This window comes from Acinetobacter sp. YH12211, assembly GCF_013418015.1.
Classification (GTDB): domain Bacteria; phylum Pseudomonadota; class Gammaproteobacteria; order Pseudomonadales; family Moraxellaceae; genus Acinetobacter; species Acinetobacter towneri.
This window is the reverse complement of sequence record NZ_VPCW01000011.1, coordinates 32711-55333: the sequence shown is the minus strand read 5'-3', so window position 1 is coordinate 55333 and position 22623 is coordinate 32711. Positions and strand designations below refer to the sequence as shown.

Genomic DNA, 22623 nt, shown 5'->3' with positions numbered 1-22623 from the left:
AACATGATTCAATCTGTTGCATTTATTGGCTTAGGCGCAATGGGCTACCGCATGGCAGCCCATTTACCTAAACATTTTGATACGGTCTATGTCTGGAATCGTAACTTTGCCAAAGCCGAGCAACATGCTGCTGAATATGGCACACAAGCGGTTGAATTGGCTCAAGCGGTGCAAGCAGATATTATTTTTTCTTGCTTGCCCACCAGTACCGAAGTTGAAAACCTGATTGCACAAGTTCAACTTAAAGCAGGTTCAGTCTGGGTCGATTGCACCAGTGGCGTACCCGAAAGTGCTAAAAAATTGGTACAACAACTTGAAGCACAACAGATCGACTTTTTAGATGCACCTGTAAGCGGACAAACCATTGGTGCAGAAAATGCCACATTAACAGTCATGATTGGCGGTAAAGCTGCTGCTTTTGAAAAAGCCCTACCTGCAATTCAGGCTTTTGGTAAAGTGATTCAGCATGTGGGGGAACCCGGTGCTGGCTTTGCCGTAAAAGCGGTGAACAATATGTTAATGGCAGTAAGTTTGTGTGCTGCAGCTGAAGGCTTTACCACCTTAAAAGCGCATGGCGTAAACTTAAATCAGGCCTTGCAATGCATTAATGCTTCGAGCGGTAAAAGCGCAGTAACGGAAATGATTTTGCCGCAGCGAGTACTGAACCGTGCTTTTCCAAAGACTTTTGCTCTGCCTTTACTGGCCAAAGACACAGGAATCGCATTGGATTTAGTCCGTGAAGCAGCTTTGCCTGCACCTGTATTGGCTTTAACCCAAAGCCTGATTCAGGCAGCGAATTTAACCGCAGAAAAAGACAGTGATTTTTCCACTGCTGTGAAAATGTATGAATTATGGAGTAATATTACCCTAGAGTAAGAACTCGCCATTGAATATGCAGCGATAAACCCAATAATGTGTATTAAGTGGCTAGTCACACCATCATTAAATAGAGGAAACTCTTATGAACAAGTTTAGCATTGCCGTATTTGCAAGCCTTGCAACTTTAATTGGGGCAAGTTCAACTGCTTTTGCATCCGAACAAGAATGTCAAAAACTTAAAAATGACCACGATGTTATTTATGCATCTAAAGGGTTCTGCTTCAAAGACCCAGAAGCTAAAGCACGTTTTGGTAATGACAACTGCTATACAACCAAACCTAAGTTTTCTGAAAAAGAACAACAACGTCTTGACGCAATCAAAGAACGTCAAAAAGAACTGAACTGTAAATAACCGTTCTGAAATATCAAAGCTGAATTTAAGGAATCATAATGGCTTACGATGATCAAAATATTTTTGCAAGAATTCTACGTGGCGAACTTCCTGCAATTAAAGTGTATGAAGATGACCAAGTGCTTGCGTTTATGGACATCATGCCGCAAGCCGATGGTCACACTCTCGTGATTCCTAAAACACCTGCAGTAACTTTATTGGATTTACCTGCAGATGCAGCAGCATATACCATTCAAATTGTGCAAAAAATTGCAAAAGCAATGCAGCAAGCTTTGGGTGTAGATGGTATCGTGTTAATGCAATTGTCAGGTACAAGCGCAGGTCAAACTGTCCCCCACGTGCATTTTCACTTAATTCCGACGTCGGTACATCAGCTTGGGAAACATGCTGCACAAATGGGCGACCAAGACAAAATTAAAGCCCAAGCGGAAAAAATTAAAGCAGCGCTCTAAAATATTTCCAAAATAAGCAGCAAAAATGAATGGAGCACCTGCTCCATTTTTTTCATCTCATACTTTAACCCTGCATTTTTTCAAGCAGTTTATGACAATAGCATTTCAGTCTGCTTGCAATTAAGTTATTCATTTCATATATTTTTTCTAAATTTAAAAACTCAGTCACTAAAAAAATGCGAATAAAAGTAAGTTTTTGATCTAATTTGTACTTTTTAATAATTTTGAAATATTTCCTTAATATTACTGTCGCATTTGTAAGGAATACTTAGCACCAATAGAGAACAGCGGTAGATCAACCCTACTTCTGAACAATGTTTAGGACTAAAAAACAATAGTCTGTATTGGAGCTACACATGAAAAAAACGCTTTGCGCATTAGCAGTTGGGGCAACCTTTTTAACACCAGCATTAGCGATGGCTGCTGATGTTAAAGTTTATGGTCGTGCACACGTATCTTTAGACTATCTTGATGATGGTAAAGACTACAACGAAGTTGGTCTTTCTTCTAACTCATCACGTTTAGGCTTCAAAGCTGAACAAAAATTAGAAAATGGCATGACTGTTTTTGGTCAAATTGAACAAGAAATTAACTTTGCTAGCGGTTCTGCAAATGATGATTTAGAGTTTGCTACTCGTGATACTTTTGTAGGTTTAAAAGGTGACTTCGGTCAAGCGCGTGTAGGTCGTTTTGACAGCCCATTTAAAGCTGCACGTGGTCCAGTCAACTTCTTTGGTGACCAAGTTGGTGACATCCGTAACGTAACTCGTGCTGGTAACTTACGTTTTGATGAGCGTAATGCTAACTCAATTGAATATAAATCACCTAAATTTGGTGGCGGTTTTAATGTTCTAGCTGCACTTTCTTTACATGAAGGTAATAGTGCTGGTTTCACATCTACAACCTCACAAAAAACTACAGTCATTAATACTGTAGACGGTCCAGTTACAGTTGTTGTTCCAGGCACTACAACAACAAATACTAAAGCTGATCGTGATGATAAAGCTTATGACTTAGCTTTAACTTATAAAGAAGGCAAAGTCGATTTTGCTGCTGCTTATGAGCACTATGAAGAAGATGCTGGTCGTGGTGAGCGTGATGGCTTCCGTATTGCCGCTGCATACAAAATCACACCTGAGTTAAACGTTGGTGCTTTATATCAATTGTTAACACATGATAATGAAACTGCAAACCCAGATGCACAAGTATTTGGCGTAGCAGCGGATTATAAAGTTACACCGAAGACTTATGTACGCGGTCAAGTCTTCCATCGTGATGTAGATGCAGATGATGCAAATGCAACATTATTGGCTGTGGGTGTAGAGCACCGTTTAGACAAGGCCATACGTGTATACGCAAACCTTGCAACTATGCTTAATGACAAAAAATCTAACTTAACACCATGGTCACAAGGTCGCTCAAACAACGTTGGTGGCGTGAATGACGAAGATGCTTTAGGTCTTTCTTTGGGTTTTCGTTACGACTTCTAAGTCTAACCAAACTTAAAAAACCAAAAAACACGCTTCGGCGTGTTTTTTTATGCTCTACTGTTTTAGCTATATTTAGAAACAGGTAAAAAAGCCAGCAAATGTGCTGGCTTAGTTTTTATGGCTCAAGTTTTAACAACAAAGCCTTTCTTTCATTAACGCTTTAAAAACCCAGACACTAAATTCATGACTTGTTGAATATCGTCGTTGGCTTCTTGTTTACTGGTTTGCTCACCTTGTGGTGTCAATGAATCAATAATTTGCGGCAATACTGTAGAAATCGCATTATAAATATCTTGCTTTGGCGCCTGAGTTTGCTGTGCGACCTGCGCTACATCGGCATCATCAAATAAACTTTGTACTTGTTCAGCACCTACATGTGCATTTTCACCTGGGCCTGTAGATACCCAATCATCCACCTGACTGGTTAAGCCTTGTCCTTTGAGTTTATCCAAAGCACCTTGCAAGCCACCCTGTTTTTGAATCCATGCCAACACCAAAGGCAAGACTGCAATTAATAAACTTTGTGTACCTGAAGCACCTGCAGCAGAACGCTGTTGTTGTCCACCCAACTGACCAAGTACCGAACCAAGAATACCACCCAAGCCACCTTGTGCAGATTGTTGGTTATTACCACCAAGTTGCCCCAAAACCGAACCTAAAATGCCACCCAATCCACCTTGAGATTGATTAGATTGCTGATTCGCGCCCAATGCCTGCTTTGCTAAAATTTCAACAATATTGCTTAAATTGGTCATTTTATTTTCCTCATAATGCCCTTATGACAGCATACGAAGTTTTGACTGAATTGCGCGCTTGAAATTGTTAAATTTTGCAATATCCTAAATTTATGTGAATTAACTATCATTATTAGAATTTTGTGGTCGTAATTCAGCACTTACCAGCGGAATTTATCCCAATTTTCAGGGTTTGCCCAAAACTTAGAATTAAACCAATCAGGCACGTGCTTATAAGTCAAAATATTAAATTGCCATAAGCACAAATGATGCTGCTCAAAGCGATGTTCAATCAATTGCGTAAAACCAAGTGCTCTAAGCAATTGCTCATCTTCACGTGCAGCAATTACCACAATACGCTTTGCCAATAAATCACGTAGCTTTACCAAAATTTGCGAGGTGTGTTGTGGTGTCTGCGCAGCAAAATCGGCAGCATCTAAAAATACAACTGCCAAATCAAAACGTTGGGTAAAAGGCAGATTTAAAAATGCCAATGCGCTAAAATACTGCCATTGGATAGTTGGCTGCTCATCAGCCGCTTGATTGTTATACTTCGGGCTTGCTTCAATATTTTGCCCCATACACAATGCAGTAGAAATTGGCTGTTGTTGAGATAAATCATCAATTAATGCTTGAATTAAACGCATTTCAGCCATCACTGCATTCCTTCATTTTCGAGAGAGTATTCTTATGGAACTACAAGGCATTTGCCATAAAATGCACGCAGGTCTTAAGGACCATAGTGTAACTGATGAACAGGTACACAAGGCAAATGTTGAATATAAATTTATTCTAGACCGTTCAGAAATTGATCTACCTTTTCAGCTTGGGCAAGAGCTTGAACTAGAGTGGACGGGCAATATTTATTGTGTTTCTTGTGGCGTAAAAACACCAAAATCTTATTCGCAAGGACATTGTTTCAAGTGTTTTAAAACCAAAGCATCTTGCGATATGTGCATCATGAAGCCTGAAACCTGTCACTATCATTTAGGTACATGTCGTGAAGATAGTTTTGCTCAAGAAGTCTGCTTTCAACCGCACATCGTATATTTAGCCAATTCAAGTGCTTTAAAAGTGGGAATCACCCGTTTAGGTCAAATGCCTACACGTTGGTTAGATCAGGGCGCAACCCAAGCCTTACCAATTATGAAAGTCGGCTCACGTCGTTTATCTGGGCAATTAGAAGTTATGTTTGGTACACAAGTCGCAGATAAAACCGACTGGCGCAAACTACTCAAAGGCGAAGCAGAGCCGCTAAACCTAATTGAAGTGCGTGAACAACTGATTGAAGAGTTTGCGCCTAAAATTCAGACCATTCGTGATGAGTTTAGTCAAAACCTTGAATTCAACGAAACGGTAGAGCTTTTAGATCAGGAACTTCCGCGTGAATTTGTGTACCCTGTAGAACAGTATCCTGAGAAAATTAAATCGCATAACTTAGATAAAACCCCAATCATTCGCGGCAAACTGCAAGGAATTAAAGGGCAATATTTAATCTTGGATACAGGTGTCATCAACATTCGTAAATACACAGGTTATGAGCTAAAAATTCGCGCTGAATAAATCTTGAAACTGCTTACTTAATCATTTTAGATGCACAAAAAAACCAGCAAATTTGCTGGTTTTTTTGTAGATGTTCATCACTTATTTGATTTTCGCTTTCGATTTCAAATATTGCGTATAGTCATCTAGCTCTTGTTGAGCACGTAATTGTTGATACAACTGCGCTAACTCTTTCAGTTGCTCAGGCGTTAAAGCATTCGATGTAGTATCGTTTACATTTGATACAGCTACCACCACCAATTCATTTGGTATAGATGCTGTTGTTACTGACCACATACCATCTTTAGGCGCAAGCACACTAAATGCAGCACGTTCAATTTCACGCTTTAACAAACCATCTGCACGGGTGAATGTGCCTGCATTTTCAAAACGGATTTGGTTTTTCGCCAAAACGGTCGCTGCAGGTTGAGTTTTAAAGGCATCCAACGCAGCTTGAATATCTTTTTTCGCTGCATCAAAGGCTTTTTTCTCAATCAGTTTAGCTTTTACGCGGGGTGTTGCTTCTTCTAAAGTTTGCACACCTGCGGCATGGTAATTACGCACTTTCACCCATACCACATCGCCATTGGCTAAAGTAATGTTACTCGATGCGTTGCGATCGCCATTTTTCACATCATCATTAAACAATTTAACTTTGACAGATGGCTGGCTTAAAACAGGATGCTGCGCCGCCAAAGTTAAACCATTAACAGATTCGACTTTGGCCGTTTTCACTTCTTCTGCCACAACATCTAAAGCATCACTACTCACCACCAATTCATTTAAGCTGTTGATGGTATCGGTATACGCATTTTCAGTTTTGGCTTTTTGCAACTCTGCCATTAAACGTGCTTTTTGAGTTTCAAACGCAGGGACTTGAACTGTAGCACCTTCTGTTTGAATCACATGATAGCCATATTGAGTTTTAATCGGCTGTGATACTTCACCAGATTTTAAGCTACCCACGGCTTTGTCAAAGGCATCGCCAAATACGCCTGCTTCATAACCTGCAACCTCACCACCTTTGGCTTTAGACTCAGGATCATCCGAATACTTTTGTGCAGCTGCAGTAAAGCTTGTACCTTGCTTAATTTCAGCTGCGGCTTGCTCTGCAAGTTTTTTAGCTGCGGCATCATCACGCGCATCGGTGGTGATTAAAATATGTTTCACTGTCGGTACAGCAGCACCTTTTTGAGTTTCGACAAACTTTTGATAAGCCTGTTGTAACTCTGCGTCAGTGACAGCCGTATTTGCAGGTGCAATATTGGCTGGAGTCACCACAATGTAATCGACATCAACGCTAGCAACCTGTTTAAAGGCATTGGCGTGCTGTTCATAATACGCAGCAATCTCTTGTGCATTTGTGGTGATGTTTTTCTTGTAGTCATCTAACTTAATGCTAGATAAATGCAAAGTACGTTGCTGGGTTTGTAAATTGGCAATTTGCTGAATATCAGACGGGCTAACTAAAGCATAATCGGTAAAGCTAGCACTCAGCATTTTTAACGCATGGTCTTGGCGTAAATTTGCCACAAGCGCCTGATTGGTCATGCCTACAGATTGCAGATAGTTCGCATACAAGCTTTCAGAAAACTTGCCATCTTGTTGGAAATTCGGTTGCTGTGCAATCATTTGTTCAATTTGTGCATCGCTCAAAGAAATCCCTAATTTCTCAGCTTGTTGTAATAACAAGGTACGTGCAACCAACGTATCTTTGGCTTTGTTTTGAATATAATTTTGATTCAATAGTGTTTCATCACCATTGGTATAGGCCAAGTATTGTTCTTTCAAGGAATTGGTCAGATTATCTAATTCTCGTTTTGAAATTTGCTGACCATTGACTGTTTGTGCAGTGTCTTCAGACTGACCTCCACTAAAATATCCTTCAATACCTACAAGTGCTAAAGGGGTCAAGAACAAGACGAGCAAAACTTTGCCCAACCAACCCTTAATAACTTTACGAAAAGATTCCATAAGTATTCCAATATTTTATTTGTGCGAGATTTTAACTGAAAACCCTCAACGAATGAATGCGTTGAAGCCGTTTATTGACATTATTAATAAAAAACGCGCCAATTGGCGCGCTTTCTTGGCATTTTAAAAGATTATGCTACTGAATCTTTTAAACCTTTACCCGCTTTAAAGCTTGGTACTTTGCTTGCTTTAATTTCAAGTGTAGCACCTGTTTGTGGGTTACGACCTGTGCGAGCAGCACGCTCTTTCACATTAAATGTACCAAAACCAACGAGGGTTACAGTATCACCCGCTTTAAGCGCTTCAGTAATAGAAGCAATTGTTGCGTCTAAGGCCTTACCTGCATCAGTCTTAGACAATCCCCCTTTCTCTGCAATTGCATCGATTAATTCTGATTTATTCATGAAAATTACGTCCTCTTAATATCGTTTATTTAAGGTCCAGAGATTTAATTTAAATTACCGTAACGCCTTTATAGCAATGCTTTGAGGGTAAAAGCAATACTCCCTGCACGCTTTTATGCAAAATAAATGGTAAAACGATGGAACTATTAGCCTCTATTCAGTTTTGCCCTAAAATACCCGATGTATAATAAAGCAACATACTTTAAGCCCCCTTTGCACAGAATTACTTTTTCGCGACATCTTCTTTTAATTGTTTATTTTCTTCAATCAACGCATCGACTTTGGCATGTAATTGCAGTACCAATTGCTCCAAATGTTGTAGGTCTTTTGCTGTCACCAAGCCAATTCTATTTAAAGAATGATTGACGCTATGGTCAATTAAACGCTCAACTTTATCTTTAGTATCAATGACCGACTCTTTGGCTTTTTCAGACACTTTTTCAACTGTTTGATCGGCAATTTCTGTAGTTTTAGATTCTAATTCCTCACCCACCTTGACCAGAGAGTCAAACAATTTATTGCCTTCTTCTTCTGCGCGTGAAAATGCACCTAAACCTGCTAGCCAAATTTGCTTGGTATATTTACGAAAATCGAGTGATGATTTACGTCCTGAGCGTAATTTATCTTTATTTTTCAATGTGGTTTCTGATTCAAGCAAATGCTCTTCTACGCTATCCGTCGTTTTTTCCATGAACCTCTCTCCTGCTTATTTTATGCGCACATAAATGTAATAAACCTACAAAATGCTTTCATAATAGCAAATTAAATACTTGATCGTTTTGCTAAACTGTTCTACAAAGCAAGATTATTCGCTGCGCTTCTTAGAATGTATTCTCAACGAAGCGCAAAACAAGGAATTCAACTTTAGATTTAGGGACTTGATTTTATGAGTGATTCGCAACAAAGACAAAGTAATCCACATTTGTTGCTGACCATGCTCATGATTGTGCTGGAAACAATTTTTAGCTTTATTCTAAAACATGATCGTGTGGTCGCTTTGCAGGCTAAAAAGTTTGTCGACCAGAAAATCACCATTAAAATTAATAGCTATATTCCTTATTTCGACATTTACGTGGAATTCAATCCAAACGGCATCTTATTTGACAGCAAAGCACCTGAACAAGCTGTCGATTTAGATGTGCGCACCACCCTCATAGATTTATTTAAAATCTTTATTTTAGGTAATCGTCGCAGTATTAAACACATGCGTATAGATGGTGACATTACCCTTAAAGATGAGTTTCGTGATCTAATTTTGCATTTTAGTGCACCCAAAGTTTTAGCTGACTGGAAACAATGGCTGAAAGAAGCACCGCAAGAACAAGAAGTGATTGGTTCTAAAAAGCGCATTGCCCCACTTTTAGACAAAATTGATGAACAACGCTCTAAGATCAACACCCTACAAGTTGAGCTTAAACAGCATAAAAACCGTATTCGTCGGATTGAACGTCGTCAAAAGCGCATTAACATCGCCTTTGGAGTAATAACAGTATTATTAATTACGTTATTAGTGTATAATTTATGGATCGTTTAAACGCATTAAAATATCAATAAAAACAGCGTAAATCCTTGCGCACGATATCATAATAAAATACTTGACTAATTTAGTCGGGATTCATACAATACCCATATCTAGTCTAATCATGTGTATCGAATCATGCGCTTAACAACTCGCGGTCGCTACGCAGTGACTGCTCTACTTGATTTAGCTTTGCAGCCAACTGAACAAACGATCACGCTTGCTGAAATTGCAGCACGTCAAACTATTTCTGTTGCTTATCTTGAGCAGTTATTCGCAAAACTTAAGCGCCACGGCTTAGTGTCTAGTGTTCGCGGTGCTAACGGTGGTTACCATTTAGCACGTAGTGCAAATGAAATCACTGTGCTAGAAATCATTGAAGCCGTAAACGAAACTGTTGATGCAACCCGTTGCGACCATAAAGGCAACTGTCAAAATGGTGCAATGTGTTTGACTCACGATTTATGGCAGGAACTCTCCCATCATATTGCCGACTATCTCGCTAAAATCTCACTTGCTGACTTAGTTGCGCGTGACAACGTACAAACTGTTGCCATTCGCCAGAACACAGCACCGTTTGATTCAGCTCTTTTATCGGTTACAGGTATTTGACATGAAACGTCCAATTTATCTTGACTACGCAGCAACCACTCCTGTAGATCCTCAAGTTGCAGAACGCATGATGGAGTGCCTGACTTTTGATGGGACTTTCGGTAATGCCGCTTCTCGTTCGCACGCTTATGGCTGGCAAGCAGAAGAAAAAGTTGAATATGCACGTGAACAAGTTGCGAACTTGATCAAAGCAGACCCACGTGAAATCGTGTGGACTTCTGGTGCAACAGAATCAGATAACCTTGCACTGAAAGGCGTAGCGCAATTCTATGCGTCTAAAGGCAAACACATTATTACCTCTAAAATTGAACACAAAGCCATTTTAGATACCTGCCGTGAGCTTGAATCTGAAGGTTTTGAAATCACCTACTTAGAGCCACAACCACAAACAGGTTTAATTACCCCTGAAATGGTTGAAGCAGCAATTCGTCCAGACACCATTTTAGTGTCGTTGATGATGGTCAATAACGAAATTGGTACGATTACCGATGTCGCTGCAATTGGCGAAATCACCCGTGCCAAAAAAATCTTCTTCCACGTTGATGCTGCGCAAGCTGCAGGTAAGGTAGAAATTGATTTATCTACCTTAAAAGTAGACTTAATGAGCTTCTCTGCACACAAAATCTATGGCCCTAAAGGTATTGGTGCGCTATTTGTACGCCGCAGTCCACGCGTACGCTTAAAAGCACAAATGCATGGTGGCGGTCATGAGCGTGGCATGCGTTCAGGCACACTTGCAACCCACCAAATTGTAGGTATGGGCGAAGCATTTGAACTTGCAGGCAAAAACTTGGCTTCTGAACAAGCCCGTTTACGTGTATTGCGCGACAAACTTTGGAATGGCTTGAACACCATGGAACAAGTTTTCCTGAATGGTCACCCAACACTAAACGTAGCCAACTATTTAAACGTCAGCTTCAACTTTGTTGAAGGTGAATCTTTAATGATGTCTCTTAAAGATGCTGCGGTATCTTCAGGTTCTGCGTGTACTTCAGCGACTTTAGAGCCATCTTATGTATTACGTGCACTAGGTCTTTCAGACGAACTTGCACACAGCTCAATTCGTTTCAGTTTTGGTAAATACACCACTGAAGAAGATATTGATCATGTCCTAACTGTGACTAAAGCTGCTGTTGAAAAGTTACGTGAACTTTCACCGCTTTGGGATATGTATAAAGAAGGGATTGACCTTTCTAAAGTAGAATGGACTGAACACTAATTCATCCCAAATCTAATGGCTTTGACAGGAAGCCATTAGATTGATAAAGGTAATTTCACCCCCATATTTATATTAAGGCTGACCCCGAGGTTTGGAGAAGCGACATGGCTTATAGCGATAAAGTAATTGATCATTACGAAAACCCTCGTAATGTTGGCGTTTTAGACAAAAATGCTGAAAACGTTGGTACAGGTATGGTGGGCGCACCTGCATGTGGCGATGTAATGCGTCTGCAAATTCAAGTGAATGACGAAGGCGTGATTGAAGAAGCACGTTTCAAAACTTATGGTTGTGGTTCTGCCATTGCTTCTAGTTCTTTGGTTACTGAGTGGCTTAAAGGTAAAACTTTAGATGAAGCACAAGCGATCAAGAACATTGATATTGCTACCGAACTTGCCCTTCCACCAGTGAAAGTACACTGCTCTGTATTGGCAGAAGATGCAATTAAAGCTGCTGTAGAAGACTATCGCAGCAAAAAGACCAAAGCTTAATTTGCTAAGTTTTGTGGAAAAACAAACGGAGTTTTCATGATCAATTTAACTGAAAATGCTGCAACTCATATCAGCAATTACTTAAAGAATCGCGGTAAGGGTGAAGGTATTCGCGTTGGTGTGAAAACTTCAGGCTGTTCTGGTTTGGCTTATGTACTCGAATTTGTAGATGAAGTCGATACGCACGACCAAATGTTTGAACAGTTTGGTGTTAAAGTTTTCGTTGATCCGAAAAGCCTAGTTTACCTAGATGGCATGGAAATGGACTATGTCAAAAATGGTTTAAACGAAGGTTTCGAGTTTAACAACCCCAATAAAAAAGGTGAATGTGGCTGCGGTGAATCGTTCACGGTATAACGCCACCTCCCTCTTTTTAGCTTAAAACAGTGTACAATACACTGTTTTAATTGCATTTATGCAGCCAATTTTGCACACTAATCGCGGATTCCATCTCCCATGAATCATTTTGAGTTGTTTAATCTTCCTGTTGCACTCGATATTGATTTCGCTACTTTAAAAGCTGAATTTTTAAAGCTACAGCAGCAATATCACCCCGACAAAGCCGAAGACAAAGATCAAGCCTTGATTAAATCTAGTAAAATTAATCAGGCGTTTAAACAACTCTCTGCGGTAGACAGTCGTGCTGCATATTTACTCTCATTGAAAAAGCAAGATTATCATCTCGATCAATCCATCCATGACTTTGAATTTTTACAAGATGCCTTGGAAATTCGTGAGCAATTGGATGATGCCAACTGTGCCGATGACTTACAGTCATTAAAGGTTGAAGTACAACAATGGGTTGATGGCTTAGTCCGTGAATTTAAAATTGACTATGCCGAAGAAGATTGGGCAGAAGCGCGTGACACTGTGCGTAAATTACGCTTTTTCATGAAAGTTATGGCTGACCTAGACAAAGCTGAAGATCGTTTCCTTGATGATGACAGTTTTGATTTAGACGATGATTTTTAATTTTAGTTTGTATTTTAATATTTAACGGGCAAAGGATTTTACATAATGGCGCTCTTGCAAATTGCAGAACCAGGTCAATCAAGTGCACCGCATGAACATCGCATTGCGATTGGCATTGACTTAGGCACCACTCATTCATTGGTTGCCACAGTTCTTTCTGGTAAAGCCAAAGTCTTGCATGATGAGCAAGGTCGCGTGCTACTGCCTTCTATCGTCCATTATGCAGAGCAAAATACACATTATGGCAATGCTGCTGCGCCATTTATTACTACAGACCCTAAAAACACGATTGTTTCAGTCAAGCGTTTTATGGGTCGTTCTAAAGCGGACATTAAATTTCAACATCCATACACGTTAGTGGGTGAAGACAATCAAATGCCTGCTTTTGAAACAGCTCAAGGCCGTAAAACACCTGTTGAAATTTCGGCAGAATTACTTAAACAACTCAAAGACCGCGCAGAAGCCAGCTTACAAAACCCTGTAAATGGTGCAGTGATTACTGTTCCTGCTTATTTTGATGAAGCTCAACGCCAAGCCACACGTGACGCTGCCGAGCTTGCAGGTTTAAAAGTATTGCGTTTATTGAATGAACCGACTGCAGCAGCGGTTGCCTACGGTTTAGATCAAGACACCAACTTGGCTCAAGACCGTAACTATGTGATTTACGACTTGGGCGGTGGTACGTTTGACGTTTCTATTTTACGTTTCTCTCAAGGTGTTTTTGAAGTTTTAGCCACAGGCGGCCACACTGCTTTAGGTGGTGATGACTTAGATCGTCTGATTGTAAAATGGGCAAAAAAACAGCTGAATATTGAAAGTTTAGATGATGCAGAATATGCACACTTTATTGTGTCTGCACGTAAAGCCAAAGAAGCGCTCAGCAATGCAGAAAGTGTTGAATTAAAACTGTTAGAGCACACGCTGCAATTAGACCGCGCAAACTTTGAAAGTATTATTCAGGTTGCTTTAGATAAAACCATTAGTGTATGCAAACGTGTATTACGCGATGCCAAACTTGACCTAGATGACATTCAAAATGTAGTTTTAGTTGGTGGTTCAACACGTTCTTATGCCGTGCAAAAAGCTGTTCGTGAAGTATTTAATCAAGAACCATTATGCACAATTAACCCAGATGAAGTGGTTGCAATTGGTGCATCAATTACCGCCAATCAACTAATTGGTAACAGCAAAGATGGTTCGTTGCTATTAGACGTTACCCCACTGTCTTTGGGTTTAGAAACCATGGGCGGTTTGGTGGAACGCTTAATTTCACGCAATACTGCAATTCCTGTAGCACGTCGCCAAGAATTTACCACTTATCAAGATGGCCAATCTGCCATGTTGATTCATGTGGTACAAGGTGAGCGTGATTTGGTAGAACATTGTCGTAGCTTAGGTCGTTTTGTGCTACACGGTATTCCACCAATGACTGCGGGTCAGGCACGCATTGAAGTTACGTTCCAAGTCGATGCTGATGGCTTGCTCAGTGTTTCTGCTAAAGAAACCACTTCTGGTGTGACTGCAAATATCGACATCAAGCCATCTTATGGTTTATCTGAAGCAGATACCGAGCGTTTGCTGCTAGATGGTTTCAAATATGCAGAAGAAGACAAGCAATTGCGTCATTTGCATGAAACCAAAGTTGAAGCACAACGTGAACTTGAAGCTTTACAACAAGCCTTAAAAGTAGATGCACAACTATTAAGCCCAGAACAATTAGAAGCTTTAAATACTGCCAAAGCGCAGTTGGAAGCCGAATTGACTGGACAAGACATTAAAGCCATTGAACATGCTGTTGAACAGCTTAAAATACACAGTGATGCTTTTGCTGCAATTCGTATGAATCAACATATTGATACAGCACTTAAAGGCACTAAACTCGACGACTGGTCAAACTCAAACTAATTTAAGGTAAAGATTATGCCACGTATTAAAGTACTTCCACATGCGCAATTCTGCCCAGAAGGTGCTGAGTTTGAAGTCGAACAAAATGCCAACTTATGCGAAAGCTTACTTGAAAATGGCATTAAAATTGAACATGCTTGCGATATGTCTTGTGCATGTACCACTTGCCACGTTGTTGTTCGTAAAGGCTTTGACAGCCTAGAAGAAATGGATGATGTTGAAGCTGACTTATTAGACCGTGCTTGGGGTTTAGAGCCTGACTCTCGTCTGTCTTGCCAAGTTAAAGTTGTGGATGAAGATTTAGAAGTTGAGATTCCAAAATACACGATTAACCATGCTTCTGAAAATCACTAATCCACTTAAATAAAAAAGAGGGCTTAAAAATCCTCTTTTTTATTTTATTACTTATAAAAATATATCTATAATAAAAAACTTACTAAAATTCTACTTATTTTACCTTTATTGAAGAAATACTTAAGATGAAAGACTATATTCCATATGAATTACGCTCAATAGCCAATCAAATCGACCCCCATTTAGATTTATATTGGCAAGAAAATTTCCAAAATTTATTTTCTCAAATTAATCTTGAATATAGGGAGATGATAAGCAATCAAATTCTTCAAAAAAAATCAATTTATTGGAATAAAGCCGATAATTCATTTAAAATTACTAAACAATTTAATTTTCCTAATTTTATAGAATCTATTCCAAATTTAGGAATAAAGAATCTTGCTGAGAAAATACTGGTCTCCTGTTCTCATCTTGAAAAATATACCGATGCTCTTGAAATTGCTAGCTTTGTCGAAGGCCTATTAGCACAGATAAATAAAATAGATACTGAAGAAAACCTCTCTCTTCAAAAATATAAAAATGAAATTAAAACCTATTGTATTTACCATATTGCCCATATAATTAAAAATAAACCAATTATTACTACTGAAAGTAATATAAGAAATTTAGATTCTGATGTAATCAAAGTTTTTATTAATGAAGTTTATTTAAAACACCAATTACTACAATTCTGGTTTAAAACAGTTCAGTTGCGAGAACTAAAACAACAAAAAAATTCATTATTTCATGAATTCATTGTTCAACAAAAACAATTACGACAATTAGAAATTGTAAAAACTTCAAAATATTTTTTCTGTCTTTCCCAACCCGCTAATAATAAAAATATTAATACCTTCTCTATCCGGAGATTTTTAACAGAAGAAAAAAGTTTAGTATCAGACATTTTCTACCTTAACGGTGTTTCTCTTAATTTAAGCAAATTAAATGATAAGTTATATATCGATAATTTCCACTCGCAAATGGAAAAAATCGTAACTATAGAAAAACAAATTGGAGATGAAGTCACCAACTTTATTGAGAAACTTCAAGAACACAATAATATTGCCCTTTTACCATTACTTTTAAGACCTTTAGACTCTTCAGGTATGAGTATGGAAAAAGTAGTAGAAGAAAGATTAATAGAATTTGAAAAGGATCTTATTTTAAATATATTAGAGCCAACTGCCTTATTTTTAAAATCAAAGATCAATCACCAAGATGAATATGACTACATATATATTAGCTTACGTGAAATTTTTTCTGATATTTTAAATTATTACCATGACTTCCAAAGTCAACCAGCCGTATTATTTGATAATAAAGCTAAACTATTTTTCTATCGATTAGTATCTTGGTTAAATTTATTAGAAAAAAGAAATAAAGAAATATTTAGAAAACAAAATTTTGAAGAATGGAATTTACAAAGTGAAAAAATGTATGAATCTATAAATGAATTGTCATTAATTATTAAAACATCTTTAAATAATTACAGAGAAACTTATAAAGCTATTAAAGAGTTAGAACGAGAAATCTCTTCAAGCAATAGTATTATAAGTAAAATTTTTAATACAAAGAAGAAAAAGGAAGATTTATTACTTGAGCAACATCAAAAATTAAATAAAATTAAAGTCGATGCTTTTCTAGATATCATACGAGTACCAAAAAAATATCCTCATTTAACTGTTTATCTTGAATATGAATCTCAAATTTCAGTTAATGAAAAAGAACGACATTATGCTTTTTCTGTTGGTAACAATGGTATTTCACGTTTACCAATTATGATTCAACTACCAGAAGATAAATCTAAATTTAATTTAAATGAAATACACAATAATTTATCTTTTGATATAAATTTAGCCAATCAAAAATGGGTTTAAAATGCAAAAATAAAGGCTGTCTAACAGCCTTTATTTTTCACAATTGTAAACTATGAAATCTAGCCCATCTTACTAGCTTGATTATCTCGTTCACCTTCTCCATGAAGATTATTCGATTTTGGATCAAATTCTGAATTTTTCACCGGTTGCTCAGCCACCATATCTTCGAGTTTCAGTTTCACGATGCCTTGAGAGTTGGTCAGATGTTGCTGGGTTTGAATACGCTTGATCATTTTTTCCAGTACCGTAATCAGTTCAGGATACTCAAAGTTTTGCACTTCATCTAAGTTCAGCAATAAATGAAAACCTTTATATTCGTAGTCAAACCAACGCTGATAATCCGACTTGCTGGCCGCATATTTTTCCATCACTTGCCAAGTTTTTACAGGACCTTGAATCCCCTTTAAAAAGATCGGTGCTTTCGGAGCACACAAATAATCATTTTTAATCAGTTTATAAGTGTCATCTGAAAGTAAAATTTCATCAACTTCGGCCGCACTTTGCAAACGCGCAGCTAAGTTAGCATCACGCCCAACAATGGTATATGCCATCCGATGTGCTGCACCGTAGTTCCCAACGTGGCAATATCCTGTACTGATACCCATACGAATATGTAAAGGCGGATAGCCCATTTTGACCCAACGTTCGCGTAACAATTTCATTTGCTGACGCATCGCAATAGCCATCTCTACACAAGTTTTAGCATCTTGTTCAACACCTTGCGTATTTGGATCACCAAAGAAAATTAAAATCGCATCACCCATAAACTTATCCACCGTCGCTTCATATTGCTTGGCAATTTCGGTCATGTGGCTTAAATAATCATTGAGCAGGAATGCTAAATCATCTGGAATTAGTGTTTCAGAAAGTTCAGTAAAGCCTTGAATATCAGAAAAGAAAATCGTCATTTTTTTACGTTTATATTCAATTTTCGCTTCCGACTCACCTTTCATAATCGATTGCCACAACTGCAAAGGTGCATAGCGACTAAGCTGATTCGCAAATTCCATATAGCGGTTCATTTGTGTGTAGTAATGGTCTTTCTTTGCCGTGGTATAGCGGATACGACGTGCCTGATAGGCACTGCCCATGCCAAAGTAAAAGATCATACATAAAAAGGCTAAAATCGTAAGTTCGGTACTGCTTTGTTCAAAATATTCGTTAAAACCAAAAATAAAAATATTACAAAAATAAAAAACTGTGACCGCCAATAAGGATGCCAATGCCACCAAAAAGAAAGAAACTTTAATATAAATGGCGGTATATAGCAGCGCAAATAAAGCGGCAAAAGTAAGTACCAAATTCAGATGTACCGCAGACAAACATACTGCGACTACCACAATATCAATAATAAACAGGATATTACGCTTGGCTTGATGACTATATTTATATTGCAGCCAACGCGAAAATTTAGGAATTATCAGTAATAAAAAAGTAAGAAAAAACGGAAGGTAAATTTGATAATTGGTATCGGCGTAGGTGTAGTGATAGACCACCATAATCAGGGATAAACTTGCATACCCGACTAAACGATGCAGAAATTCGAATTGTTTGGGATCTCTTTCCATCCAATTGTACATGAACACCGCGGCCTACTCCAATCTAGGATTAAAAAGCCACGCATCCTGCGTGGCAATTCATTTCAATTAATCCATTCGCCAGTCAAATGGCATATCGCCTTGACCACGCAGAGCAAGCATCAAGGTTTGACGCATGTGAGCCAAAACTTCATTGCTGTATGGTACAGCTGGCGTACCCCAAACTGGTTTAGGCCAAGCCACATCATTTTGATAACGCACGACGTGATGAAAATGCAATTGTGGAACCATATTACCTAAAGCCGCCACATTCATTTTATCGGCACGGAATACACGTGATAATTGGCTAGATAACCAGCTAGATTCACGTAAAAATTGTTCTTGGTCTGCCTGGCTTAATTCGTATAGTTCTGTAACCCCTGGCACACGTGGAATTAGAATTAACCAAGGGAATTGCATATCATTCATTAAACGACATGTTGACAGAGGAAAGTCGCCTACAAAAAAAGTATCTTGAGCAAGTTGTGGATGCAAACTAAACATATCTTTATAAATGACGCAAATTGTAATGATGGGTAATACTATCACATCCCTAGTGAACTGAGTATGATTCCCATCATGTTTCGATGTAAATAAAGTGCAATTTTAACCAAATTCATCATGAATAATATTCATTATAGAATCAGAGGTTTCTTAGCAAATATTCATAAATTTACCGATATGATATTTGGATCAATTTGCATTTTTAAACTCAGCTGTGCAAAGTTTTTAGCAGGCTGTTTAATAGATCGGCAATAAATTGAATCCGCTTTTCAGCTTCCTCCAACATCACCATCACTTTTAAACGCTGTCCACCATCCATACGGAAATAGGTCGGATGTTTTTGCATCACTTGAATGATGCTCATGGCTTGCACAGGTGTATCTGGTGAAAATTCGATATGACCGCCATTTGTACCAATATCAATTTTAGTGATGCCCAACTGCTCTGCTTTTAAACGCAGTTGATGTACAGCAAATAATTGTTTCACCGCTTGTGGTGGAATACCAAAACGGTCAATCAACTCCATACGGATATGATCAAGCTTTTCTTGAGTATCGGTATTACTAATGCGTTTGTAGAACAATAAGCGCTGATGCACATCGCCCAAATAATCATCTGGAATTAAAGCAGGCATGTGCAGGTTGATTTCTGCAGTTAAAGACAATGGTGCATCGAAGTTAGGGGTTTTACCTTTTTGAATGGCTTTGGTGGCTTTTTCCAGCATTTCCATATACAGGCTATAACCAATAGCTTGCATTGAACCGCTTTGTTGCTCACCCAGTAATTCGCCCGCACCACGAATTTCCAAGTCTTCGGTTGCCAGCATAAAACCTGCACCCAAAGTTGAGGCACGCTGAATCGCATCCAAGCGTTTTTCAGCATCGCCTTTTAAGCCCTTAATGGAAGGTACCAGCAAATACGCATAAGCTTGGTGATGCGAACGTCCAACACGACCACGTAGTTGGTGCAACTGCGCCAATCCGAGTTTATCTGCACGTTCAATTAAAATGGTATTGGCATTTGGAACATCAATCCCTGTTTCAATAATGGTTGAGCAAACCAACACGTTATATTCTTTATGATAAAACTGCTGCATGACTTGCTCTAATTCACGCTCGCGCATTTGCCCATGCGCAACTGCAACCCGCGCTTCTGGTACCAATTCACGAATGGTTTCAGCACTACGCTCAATGGTTTCCACTTCATTATGCAGGAAATACACCTGACCACCACGTAACAATTCACGTAAAATGGCTTCTTTCACCGTATCGCCTGTATGCTCTTGCACAAAGGTTTTGACCGCTAAACGGCGTGCAGGTGGTGTAGCAATAATGGATAAATCGCGCATACCGCTAAATGCCATATTTAAGGTACGTGGAATTGGCGTTGCGGTTAAAGTCAGCATATCCACATCGGCGCGCAGCGCTTTAATACGTTCTTTGTCACGCACCCCAAAACGATGTTCTTCATCGACAATCATTAAACCCAACTGCTTGAACTGAATATTTTCTTGCAGAATTTTGTGCGTCCCAATCACAATATCGACTTTGCCTTCAGCTAAATCTTCAATGGTTTTTTGATGAGATTTGCTTGAACCAAAACGCGATAAGACTTCAATACGCACAGGCCAGTCGGCAAAACGGTCTTTAAAAGATTCATAATGCTGTTGTGCCAACAATGTGGTCGGAACCAATACCGCGACTTGTTTATTATTCTGTACCGCGACAAATGCAGCCCGCATGGCGACTTCGGTTTTACCAAAACCAACATCACCACAGACCAAACGATCCATTGGTTTTGCCAGTTGCATGTCATGTAAAGTCGCTTCAATTGCATTGGCTTGGTCTAGGGTTTCTTCATAAGCAAAGCCACTGGCAAATTGCATATAAAGACTATGATCCAACTCAAAAGCAAAACCCGGTTTAGATTGACGACGTGCCTGAATATGCAGTAATTCTGCTGCCACATCGTGAATTTGTTCCAACGCTTTGCGTTTGGCTTTATTCCATGCATCTGTGCCTAATTTATGCAAAGGCGCAAGGTCTGGATCACCACCGCTATAACGGCTGATTAAATGCAAATTGGTAACAGGTACATACACTTTTGCAGCATCGGCATAATCAAGTTGTAAAAACTCATGCTCTTGCTCATCAATATTTAAAGTAATTAAACCTGCATAACGCCCTACGCCATAATCAATATGTACCACAGGTGCACCAATGCTTAACTCGGTCAAACTGCGAATTAAAAACTCTTCAGAAACTTCCTGCTGACGTTTACGACGGCGCTGCACCACACGATGTTCATACAACTGATTTTCTGAGATTACACTCAATTGATCTTGAATGACCAAGCCGCGATCTAAAGGTGCATTGGTAATCGCAATGGCTTGTAAAGACTGCTGAAATGCCTCAAAACTCTCCACTTGTGGAATTTCACCCAAAGCGGCACGCAACGCATCTTTTAAGGTTTCACGACGACCTGCACTTTCTGCCACCAATAAAACAGGATGATTGGCCGCATCAATATATTGCTTAACGGCATGAAAGGGTTGTTCTTGTTTAGGATCAACCGCCAAACGTGGTGGTACAAGTGTGCTTAAGTTCACTACACCTGCTTTTTGCTCAAAAGCTTCGGGCGATGCAATCACACGTCCAAATTGATTCAGTTGTTCTAATAATTGATTTGGTTGTAGGAATAATTGCTCAGGCGGCAAAATCGGCTGGTCGATGTTATGACGTCTGTCCTCATAACGATACAGCACATCTTTCCAAAATTGAGTTAAACAGTCATCCACCGCCTTATCTGTAATGACAATGCAATGCTTTGGTAAGTATGAAAGTAATGTATTTTGACCTTCAAACTGTGCTTGAGTGAAGAATAACGGAAAATAAAACTCTAAACCAGGCGATGCAATGCCTTCTAACACATCCTGATACACAGGGTTCTTTTTCGGGTTTGCCGTTGGGAAACTTTCTGCATAGCGGTCACGGAAAATCGTACGACCTTCTTTTAATGGAAATTCTTTGGCGGGTAAAACCGTAAAATTCTGCAAACTTTGGGTGGTACGCTGCGTTTCTGGATCAAAAAACTTTAAGGTTTCAACTTCATCATCAAATAAATCAATACGGATGGGTGCTTCCTGTCCCGAAGCATAAATATCCATAATACTGCCACGCACAGCGAATTCACCATGATCATAGACTGTATCGACCAGATGATAGCCTGCTTGTACCAAACGCTGCTTTTGTTGTTCCAAAGCAAACTTTTGCCCAACACGAATATCGAAATGCTCGCCTAACACCCATGAGGTTGGTGCAACACGTTGTGCCAAAGTGGTTGCCGAAACCAACAATACACCTTGCTGCGGCATATTGGATAAAATCGCCAAACGCTCCGACACAATATCTTGATGCGGTGACAAGCGGTCATAAGGCAAAATTTCCCAATCGGGGAAAATAGTCGGTTTTACCCCGTAAAATTCTAATTCGCTTTCTAACTGCGCCAAATGTTGTTGATTGCGCGCGACAATCACAAATAAATGCTGATTCTGCTGACCAATTTCTTTAAATAATAATGCTGCGGCAGAACCTTGTAGATTACCAATCCAGCGTTTTTCGCCAGCTTTCAGTTGTGCTAAATTGAGTTGGGAAATTTCGTGTTGGAACATGTATATAGCTTTAGGGTCTAAACAACATGGGGCTTATACTAGCACGATGAATTGACGGTTTTACGTAATTTTTTTCATCCACCATTACAGCGTATTTAATTGCAAAATTTTATAAAA

Annotated in this window: 22 protein-coding genes; 14 read left to right on the top strand and 8 right to left on the bottom strand. The window is 39.1% G+C overall.

Features of this window, described 5'->3' with window-relative positions; genetic code table 11:
* Positions 1 to 3: 3 nt before the first annotated feature.
* The 4 genes from FTU98_RS07770 to FTU98_RS07755 all read left to right on the top strand — a co-directional run bounded on the left by FTU98_RS07770 (position 4) and on the right by FTU98_RS07755 (position 3173).
* Positions 4 to 876 carry an NAD(P)-dependent oxidoreductase gene (locus tag FTU98_RS07770; RefSeq protein WP_180050927.1) on the top strand — a complete coding sequence of 291 codons (873 nt, stop codon included), beginning with the start codon at positions 4 to 6 and terminating at the stop codon, positions 874 to 876.
* Positions 877 to 961: 85 nt separating this feature from the next.
* Complete coding sequence (locus FTU98_RS07765; RefSeq protein ID WP_136144520.1) at positions 962 to 1231, top strand: YARHG domain-containing protein; 270 nt, start codon at positions 962 to 964, stop codon at positions 1229 to 1231.
* 38 nt (positions 1232 to 1269) lie between these two features.
* Positions 1270 to 1683, top strand: a complete 414-nt coding sequence (locus tag FTU98_RS07760) for an HIT family protein (RefSeq protein ID WP_004976632.1) — start codon at positions 1270 to 1272, stop codon at positions 1681 to 1683.
* A 356-nt stretch (positions 1684 to 2039) separates the two neighbouring features.
* On the top strand, positions 2040 to 3173 hold the full coding sequence (locus FTU98_RS07755; protein WP_180050924.1) for a porin: 1134 nt from the start codon (positions 2040 to 2042) through the stop codon (positions 3171 to 3173).
* Positions 3174 to 3325: 152 nt separating this feature from the next.
* Here the strand turns inward: FTU98_RS07755 and FTU98_RS07750 are convergent, their stop codons facing one another.
* Positions 3326 to 3928 (bottom strand): YidB family protein, encoded by a 603-nt coding sequence (locus FTU98_RS07750; protein ID WP_180050922.1) that lies wholly within the window; start codon positions 3926 to 3928, stop codon positions 3326 to 3328.
* A gap of 140 nt (positions 3929 to 4068) precedes the next feature.
* The gene (locus FTU98_RS07745; RefSeq protein ID WP_180050919.1) at positions 4069 to 4563 is read right to left on the bottom strand and encodes a DUF6231 family protein; all 495 of its coding nucleotides are present in this window, start codon (positions 4561 to 4563) and stop codon (positions 4069 to 4071) included.
* A gap of 34 nt (positions 4564 to 4597) precedes the next feature.
* Here FTU98_RS07745 and FTU98_RS07740 point away from each other — a divergent pair, with 34 nt between their 5' ends.
* On the top strand, positions 4598 to 5470 hold the full coding sequence (locus FTU98_RS07740; RefSeq protein ID WP_179996393.1) for a DUF2797 domain-containing protein: 873 nt from the start codon (positions 4598 to 4600) through the stop codon (positions 5468 to 5470).
* Positions 5471 to 5551: 81 nt separating this feature from the next.
* Here FTU98_RS07740 and FTU98_RS07735 read toward each other — a convergent pair whose 3' ends face one another.
* The 3 genes from FTU98_RS07735 to FTU98_RS07725 all read right to left on the bottom strand — a co-directional run bounded on the left by FTU98_RS07735 (position 5552) and on the right by FTU98_RS07725 (position 8518).
* Complete coding sequence (locus FTU98_RS07735) at positions 5552 to 7423, bottom strand: SurA N-terminal domain-containing protein (RefSeq protein WP_131261456.1); 1872 nt, start codon at positions 7421 to 7423, stop codon at positions 5552 to 5554.
* A 131-nt stretch (positions 7424 to 7554) separates the two neighbouring features.
* Positions 7555 to 7827, bottom strand: a complete 273-nt coding sequence (locus tag FTU98_RS07730; protein ID WP_004976639.1) for an HU family DNA-binding protein — start codon at positions 7825 to 7827, stop codon at positions 7555 to 7557.
* Between the two features lie 223 nt (positions 7828 to 8050).
* Complete coding sequence (locus FTU98_RS07725) at positions 8051 to 8518, bottom strand: phasin family protein (protein WP_004976642.1); 468 nt, start codon at positions 8516 to 8518, stop codon at positions 8051 to 8053.
* A gap of 195 nt (positions 8519 to 8713) precedes the next feature.
* On the opposite strand from FTU98_RS07725, the gene FTU98_RS07720 reads away from it, so the two are divergent.
* The 9 genes from FTU98_RS07720 to FTU98_RS07680 all read left to right on the top strand — a co-directional run bounded on the left by FTU98_RS07720 (position 8714) and on the right by FTU98_RS07680 (position 16755).
* Complete coding sequence (locus tag FTU98_RS07720) at positions 8714 to 9361, top strand: hypothetical protein (RefSeq protein ID WP_104851923.1); 648 nt, start codon at positions 8714 to 8716, stop codon at positions 9359 to 9361.
* A gap of 123 nt (positions 9362 to 9484) precedes the next feature.
* The gene (locus FTU98_RS07715; protein WP_004976645.1) at positions 9485 to 9958 is read left to right on the top strand and encodes an Rrf2 family transcriptional regulator; all 474 of its coding nucleotides are present in this window, start codon (positions 9485 to 9487) and stop codon (positions 9956 to 9958) included.
* Between the two features lies 1 nt (position 9959).
* Positions 9960 to 11177, top strand: coding sequence for an IscS subfamily cysteine desulfurase (locus tag FTU98_RS07710; RefSeq protein ID WP_136143974.1), 1218 nt, complete (start codon positions 9960 to 9962; stop codon positions 11175 to 11177).
* A gap of 104 nt (positions 11178 to 11281) precedes the next feature.
* Entirely contained in the window at positions 11282 to 11668 is a 387-nt protein-coding gene (gene iscU, locus FTU98_RS07705; RefSeq protein ID WP_004976649.1) for a Fe-S cluster assembly scaffold IscU, read from the top strand.
* 36 nt (positions 11669 to 11704) lie between these two features.
* On the top strand, positions 11705 to 12025 hold the full coding sequence (gene iscA / locus FTU98_RS07700) for an iron-sulfur cluster assembly protein IscA (protein WP_100241673.1): 321 nt from the start codon (positions 11705 to 11707) through the stop codon (positions 12023 to 12025).
* Positions 12026 to 12124: 99 nt separating this feature from the next.
* Entirely contained in the window at positions 12125 to 12640 is a 516-nt protein-coding gene (hscB, locus tag FTU98_RS07695; RefSeq protein ID WP_004976652.1) for a Fe-S protein assembly co-chaperone HscB, read from the top strand.
* A 45-nt stretch (positions 12641 to 12685) separates the two neighbouring features.
* Positions 12686 to 14545, top strand: a complete 1860-nt coding sequence (hscA, locus tag FTU98_RS07690) for a Fe-S protein assembly chaperone HscA (RefSeq protein WP_004976654.1) — start codon at positions 12686 to 12688, stop codon at positions 14543 to 14545.
* Between the two features lie 15 nt (positions 14546 to 14560).
* The gene (gene fdx, locus FTU98_RS07685; protein WP_180050917.1) at positions 14561 to 14899 is read left to right on the top strand and encodes an ISC system 2Fe-2S type ferredoxin; all 339 of its coding nucleotides are present in this window, start codon (positions 14561 to 14563) and stop codon (positions 14897 to 14899) included.
* A gap of 125 nt (positions 14900 to 15024) precedes the next feature.
* Positions 15025 to 16755 (top strand): hypothetical protein, encoded by a 1731-nt coding sequence (locus FTU98_RS07680; RefSeq protein WP_180050912.1) that lies wholly within the window; start codon positions 15025 to 15027, stop codon positions 16753 to 16755.
* A gap of 59 nt (positions 16756 to 16814) precedes the next feature.
* Here the strand turns inward: FTU98_RS07680 and FTU98_RS07675 are convergent, their stop codons facing one another.
* From FTU98_RS07675 to mfd, 3 genes are all read right to left on the bottom strand, one after another.
* The gene (locus FTU98_RS07675) at positions 16815 to 18335 is read right to left on the bottom strand and encodes an adenylate/guanylate cyclase domain-containing protein (RefSeq protein WP_257220031.1); all 1521 of its coding nucleotides are present in this window, start codon (positions 18333 to 18335) and stop codon (positions 16815 to 16817) included.
* Positions 18336 to 18401: 66 nt separating this feature from the next.
* Entirely contained in the window at positions 18402 to 18836 is a 435-nt protein-coding gene (locus FTU98_RS07670) for an HIT domain-containing protein (RefSeq protein WP_004976660.1), read from the bottom strand.
* A 208-nt stretch (positions 18837 to 19044) separates the two neighbouring features.
* Positions 19045 to 22506 carry a transcription-repair coupling factor gene (gene mfd, locus FTU98_RS07665; RefSeq protein WP_180050908.1) on the bottom strand — a complete coding sequence of 1154 codons (3462 nt, stop codon included), beginning with the start codon at positions 22504 to 22506 and terminating at the stop codon, positions 19045 to 19047.
* Between the last annotated feature and the right edge of the window lie 117 nt (positions 22507 to 22623).